The sequence below is a fragment of the Methanospirillum hungatei genome (genome assembly GCF_020216685.1).
GTDB classification, from domain to species: Archaea; Halobacteriota; Methanomicrobia; order Methanomicrobiales; family Methanospirillaceae; genus Methanospirillum; species Methanospirillum hungatei_B.
In genome coordinates this window covers 1-5,864 of sequence record NZ_JAIWNS010000247.1, presented here as the reverse complement: position 1 = coordinate 5,864, position 5,864 = coordinate 1, and the positions used below count along the sequence as shown (strand labels likewise).

Annotated in this window: 5 protein-coding genes; 1 reads left to right on the top strand and 4 read right to left on the bottom strand. The window is 41.6% G+C overall.

What is annotated here, in order from left to right; all coding sequences use genetic code 11:
• The 3 genes from LDL35_RS14140 to LDL35_RS14130 all read right to left on the bottom strand — a co-directional run.
• Window positions 1-971, bottom strand: a 971-nt coding sequence (locus LDL35_RS14140) for an amidohydrolase family protein (RefSeq protein ID WP_304023594.1), incomplete at its 3' end; no start/stop codon positions are given.
• Window positions 972-1,178: 207 nt separating this feature from the next.
• Window positions 1,179-2,954, bottom strand: a complete 1,776-nt coding sequence (locus LDL35_RS14135) for a thiamine pyrophosphate-dependent enzyme (protein ID WP_304023592.1) — start codon at window positions 2,952-2,954, stop codon at window positions 1,179-1,181.
• A 234-nt stretch (window positions 2,955-3,188) separates the two neighbouring features.
• Entirely contained in the window at window positions 3,189-3,593 is a 405-nt protein-coding gene (locus LDL35_RS14130) for a limonene-1,2-epoxide hydrolase family protein (protein WP_304023590.1), read from the bottom strand.
• A gap of 72 nt (window positions 3,594-3,665) precedes the next feature.
• On the opposite strand from LDL35_RS14130, the gene LDL35_RS14125 reads away from it, so the two are divergent.
• On the top strand, window positions 3,666-4,511 hold the full coding sequence (locus tag LDL35_RS14125) for a TrmB family transcriptional regulator (protein WP_304023588.1): 846 nt from the start codon (window positions 3,666-3,668) through the stop codon (window positions 4,509-4,511).
• A gap of 257 nt (window positions 4,512-4,768) precedes the next feature.
• Here the strand turns inward: LDL35_RS14125 and LDL35_RS14120 are convergent.
• Window positions 4,769-5,864, bottom strand: a 1,096-nt coding sequence (locus tag LDL35_RS14120) for a PEGA domain-containing protein (protein ID WP_304023586.1), incomplete at its 5' end; no start/stop codon positions are given.

Sequence of the window (5,864 nt, the reverse complement as noted above, 5' to 3'; positions counted from 1 at the left end):
GCCTGACCTCCTGCATACGCTCCATCAACAAAGATCTTCAGTCCAATAAACCTGACCATGGGAGTGTCATTTCCGAGATACTGTAATGCATCATCCATCTCATTTAAAGAAAACAGTGTATACAGATAATTAACCCTGATTGAGAGGTTTCCTTCTTCCTCCATCTTTCTTAACATGTCTGGTTTGAGCATCCTCCCCCCGGAAAAACCTGACAGGTCATTAATTGAAGTATACCCATATGATGCCCACGTATCAAGAAACTGTTTCGATACTGCTTCTATCATCGTATCAGGGAACATATCGAAAAGAACGTTTCCGACAAGGGTCATGGCAGATTCCCTGAGCATGCCGGTGGGCTCTCCATCTTCATTGATTATCACTCCACCCGGTGGAGGATTCGTCTGTCCGGTGATGTTTGCAAGTTTCAGGGTAGCAGAATTTACGACGGCATTATGACCGAGTTGATCGCCCAGAAATACCGGTCTGTCCCCGGTTACCTGGTCGAGTTTATTTCTGTCTTCCAGTGACCAGTTGTCATAATTTTCAAGGGAAAAACCTCCTCCAAACATTGGTTCACCAGGTGGAAGTGAATCTGCGATGGGTTTGACAATTTTACAAATAGCATCTGCATTAGTTGCCCCATACAAGAAACACCCGCTGCTAAATCCATACCCTGCCTCAACAAGGTGAACATGACTATCATGAAAACCTGGATACACGAATGTTCCATTCAGATCGATTCTGTTGGCATCCGTAACATCAGCAGGATCTATACCTAACGCCTGGACTACGCCATTCTTGACGAGCAGACTATCTACACTGGTGCTACCTTCCGTATAAATAGTCCCATTGAAAAATAGTTTCGATTCTTCGTCCAGATTATGGATGAGTGATTCGGCTGAAATTGGACACGGAATGAGTATAAGAACTGTAATAAGTAATAATCCCATTCTAAATGGGAACCTACACATATGATTCATGAGGAACCTGTGTAAATCCTGATATAAAAATATTCTTCACCATAAAATTATATAATTCCCAGTAAACGAACACTCGTATTCCAGAGAATAAAATCTCCCCCAGTCAAGGAAATTGCAGTTATTGATAAAATCGCTTAAAATAGCACTTAAAAATACAAAAGAGTGAGAATTGTTCTATTCTATTGAAACAATCATTTTTTACGGAAATCTTCTGGGATCCGTAATTATATCAACAATAACCGGACATTGCTGATCCATCGCCCACAGGACTGCTGATTCAAGTTCTTCAGGTTTTTCAACTCTGATACCATCACCGCCACAGGATCTGGCATACATCATAAAATCCGGATTATGCAGAGTCGTTGCAAAATTGGGATACTTCTCTATCTGCTGCTCTACCCGAATCATCCCGAGTTCATGATTATTAAGAACTATTACCACCATCGGGAGGTTGTATTTTACTGCGGTGACAAAATCTCCCATGGCCATGGCAAAACCCCCGTCACCGGTGATACAAAAGACCGGTTTTTCCGGGTATGCAATTTTTCCAGCGATGGCTCCGGGAAATCCAAAACCCATGGTGGCAAGATAGCCTGACATGACAAATTTCTGACCATTCATCCTGAAATTTCGGCCAAACCACCATCCATTCTCTCCAACATCAATAGAGATTATCGCATCCGGTGGGATCACTCTGGAGAGGACATCCATAATGAAAGGAGGTCTGATTGGAACGGATAAATCTTCAGCCTCTTTTCTCCGGACTTCTTCCCAGGGTTTTTTCACAGCACTGACCTTTTCTTGTGCATGGGAATGAGATGATTGGGGGAGTATTAACAGGAGTTCAGATATTACCTCTCCGACATCACCATACACCGGGAGAGTATCCTTTCCTTTCCCCAGACGAAGCGGATCATAATCTATCTGAAGAATCCGGATATGTTCAGGAACCCTTGTCATCTTTGAAAATCCGACACCCAGTGTTATGAGCAGATCAGCCTCCTCAACCATGATCCGTGCTCCGGATGAACCGACGGTCCCAAGAACTCCTGCATACATAGGATGGTCATCCGGAAAAATTCCTTTTGCACGAAAGGTTGAGAGGATCGGAGCGTCAATTCTCTCCGCAAATGAGGCAATCAGATCTGAATAAGGATATGCACCCCATCCGGCAAGAATTACCGGATTTGTGGATGAAACGATGAGGTCAATGGCTTTTTGTATGGTCTGGGTATCTGGTCTGATGATGAGCGAAGGGATGACGCCCCTGACCTCGGTATATTCAGGATCTATCTCCTGTTTCTGAATATCATTCGGGACCGAGATCTGGGCAACCCCACTTCTGACTACGGCATGCTGAACGGCCATGGTCAGGATCTTTACAGCCATCTTTTTATCATAGATTGTGTTATTATAGACCGTAACCGGTCTGAAGAATGCATCCTGATCAATCTCCTGAAATCCACCCGGACCGGCATATTGCATCTCCACTTGTCCGTTTATCGAGAGCACGGATGCCCGATCTTCCTTGGCATCATAAAGGCCGGTAGCAAGATTGGTCGCTCCTGGTCCTGCAATGGTCACACATGCAGCGATTTTTCCGGTGAGTTTATTATAGGCTGATGCAGCCATTGCCGCATTTTCTTCATGGCGGAAGAGTGTGAACTGTGCCTTTTCATGTTTCCGAATTGCATCGATAATCCCAAGACTACTCGTTCCAGGAACCCCGAAATACTCCGTGATACCGAAGTGAACGAGGTTTTCTATTATTGCTTCAGAAACCGTGGGGAATGATGTGACATCAGGTGATTCTTCACTCACCTGTATGAAGACTGTTTTATCTGCATGACAGATCGGACATCGCCAGGTATCAGGGATTGCGGCAAATGGAGTTCCTGGTGGGATAGAAGATGTCAGATCTCCGGTTGTTTCATCATAGAGATATCCACAGATGTTACATTTCCATACAGCCATGATATGAAAATTACCGGAGTATGATTATAATGATTTCTCCGGGAATGTCAGCATGTAGGTCTTTCATCTTCCCGAGAAAATTATGGAGACTTCTTTACACCCAGTTTCTGGAAAGTAAACAGAATAAATTCTTTCCTAAAAATTGGTTTGATATGGCATTTTTCAAGAAATTTTTGATGGAATGTGGTGATTACTGGAAAAAATTATCAAACGAAATATATTCCATCAGACCACTTATTTTGAATTATCATTCATCTGAAACATCGGTGCAATGGTGGGAAAATTGAAATATTCCCGCCAGACTGTGATGAAACCATTTTGAACCTCAAACACACCGGTTACTGGTAACTCTATCCAGCCATTTGAGAGGAGATGCCTGTCACGTCGCTCAATAAATACTACCTGACCCTGAGCGGCTTCGCGGATGACGATAAACTCATTTTCGATAGTTTGAGCGAAAAATGGTTCGAGTATTGCACGGATACCTGCCGGTCCGATAACTTTGGAATCAGGCATTGGCAGATTTTCGTATTCACAGTCATCAGATATATACACAAGTGCTGTATCGAAATCAAGCTTTGACATTTCATCAAAGAATGCTCTCACCACCTCAATGGGAGATTGGTGTATTGTTGACATATTCGTCATAACCAGTATTATCCAGGTATAGTAACTTAAACAATTCACACAAAATAAACTCAAGGAAGTTTAATGTCTGACATCGAGTTGCTCCAAAAGATTGGTCTTTCCAAATATCAGGCACTTGTGTATGCCTGCCTCCTTCAAAAAGGACCTCTTGATGCACGGGCATTGTCTTTGGAATCTCATGTTCCGATGGGAAAAATCTATGATACCCTGTCATCGCTTCTCGAAGATGAGATAATTACAGAGCATTCAGGCAGACCAAAAAGATATGAATCAATCGTTCCTGAAATCGCCTTTCAAAGAATCTATATGAGATATTTTATAGATTCAAAAAACCAGCGGAATGAATTGAAAAAGACCATAACACAACTGGAACAGAGTTTAGAGAGAAGACATAATCCAACTCCCAATCTTCAGGACATTCAGATCATGTATACGAATAAAGATATTCTGAATTATTTTGTGGAGGTGCATAATGAAGCAACAAAAGAAGTGGTTTATGTTACACAAACTCGATATGGTTCCTTTCATTCGGAGATTGATGAGCGGACTGCCTATTCACTTATGAATAATCTGGTGAGTTTACTAAAAAAGGGAATCCCTGTGAAGATACTATATCCGGATTCCCCATATCTCAATTTCTTTTCACAAATAGCCGCATATATTCAGGAAGAACCGATTCAACAGATGTATCATGATTTGGTTGAAATCCGTATTTTAAACACAGAGCATAATTTCATACTCGTTGATGGAACCATGTGTATTTTTGAATTAGAGGATCAACGCGATCTTACCAAACCGTATGTGATGATACGAATACGGGATGCAATGTTAAATTCACAATTGCGAGAGATTTTTCATAAATTATGGGAGGATGCGACTCCTTTCAAAGATATGGATGAGAAATCATGAGTTCAGGGACAAGGCAGGATTTCGGGGGTGATGGAACAGGGTTTCAAAGAGGAGTTGAGAGGATATATCTCTGATTGAAACATCAGTGGGAGATTCAGGGATGTTATATTAAGAATCTCATAGTGTAAAAAACAATACTGGTTTGATATTATTGTTTTGTTCTGGAATTTTTTTAAAATTAAAAACTGGATTCAGTCTTTAGAAAAAAGAGGGATTCTCTCTTTTCCTTGAGTTGTGATCAAAAAAACCTTTCACTATCAGGTCCCGTACAGAGTATATACCGATTCAAGTTGAATGGTAATATCCATACCATCCTGGTCAATTGTATATACCTCCTGGTAGTTCTTGTAATTAGGACGGGTGGCACGGATATTGTACTTCCCTGGTACCACTTCAAAACTTACCGGAGATGTACCGGTTAATGTTCCACTCTCTCCCATGAGGGTAATTTCTGCACCACTCGGGCCCGTGTATATGGTTACCTTTACCAATTCATTATCTGATGATATTTCATTCGATGATACATCCGGATAATCGGTCATTGCTTCGATAAGGTTTACGTTCAGCGGGCTTTCATCTGGAAATTTAATCTCTTCATTATACGTCTGATAATTCAGCAGGGCAAGTTTTACATTATGTGTCCCTGGGCGAAGTCTGACAAATGCAGGAGTTACTGCATCTAATTTTTTATCATCAATCGTAATCTGGGCCCCTTCAGGATCAGTATTAATTCCAACGGTAATGGTGCCATCATCATGGGAAATTGCCTCACCCTGAGGTCCATCCATGACGAAATTTAATGTAACCTCATCTCCCAAACCCAGGGTTATTTTTTTCGTTTTTACCCCTGTCGGGGGTGTAGCAGTACTACCCATAACAGCGATAGTGTATTCACCAGGCGGTAATTTCATGACCAGGGGAGTTAAGTTCCACACAATTTTTCCATTATAGGCAGCATGTATACCCGTCGGGATAGAATTGACATAGACCGCTCCTCCAACGGCTTCTAGTGGGACTACAAATTCTGTATTGCCAGAATCAAAATTAATCGTATCTTTATAGGTTTTGTAACCGGGTTTTTTAATTTCAAGAGTATATTCTCCATATTCCAAATCTTTGATAAGAGAATCAGAATCCCTTTCTTTCAGAATGCCGTTCAGATAAATAGTAGCATCATCAGGGTCGGTCTGAATCTTCATGATCCCCTTGGTGCTTGGTATCAGATTCACTTTTAACGGGCTTTCATCCGGAAATGCTATCACTTCATGATACAGGTCATACCCAATGAGTATGAGATCGACATAATAGTCCCCAGGTGACAATTTCACGGTAGCAGGAGTTACCTGATCGGTA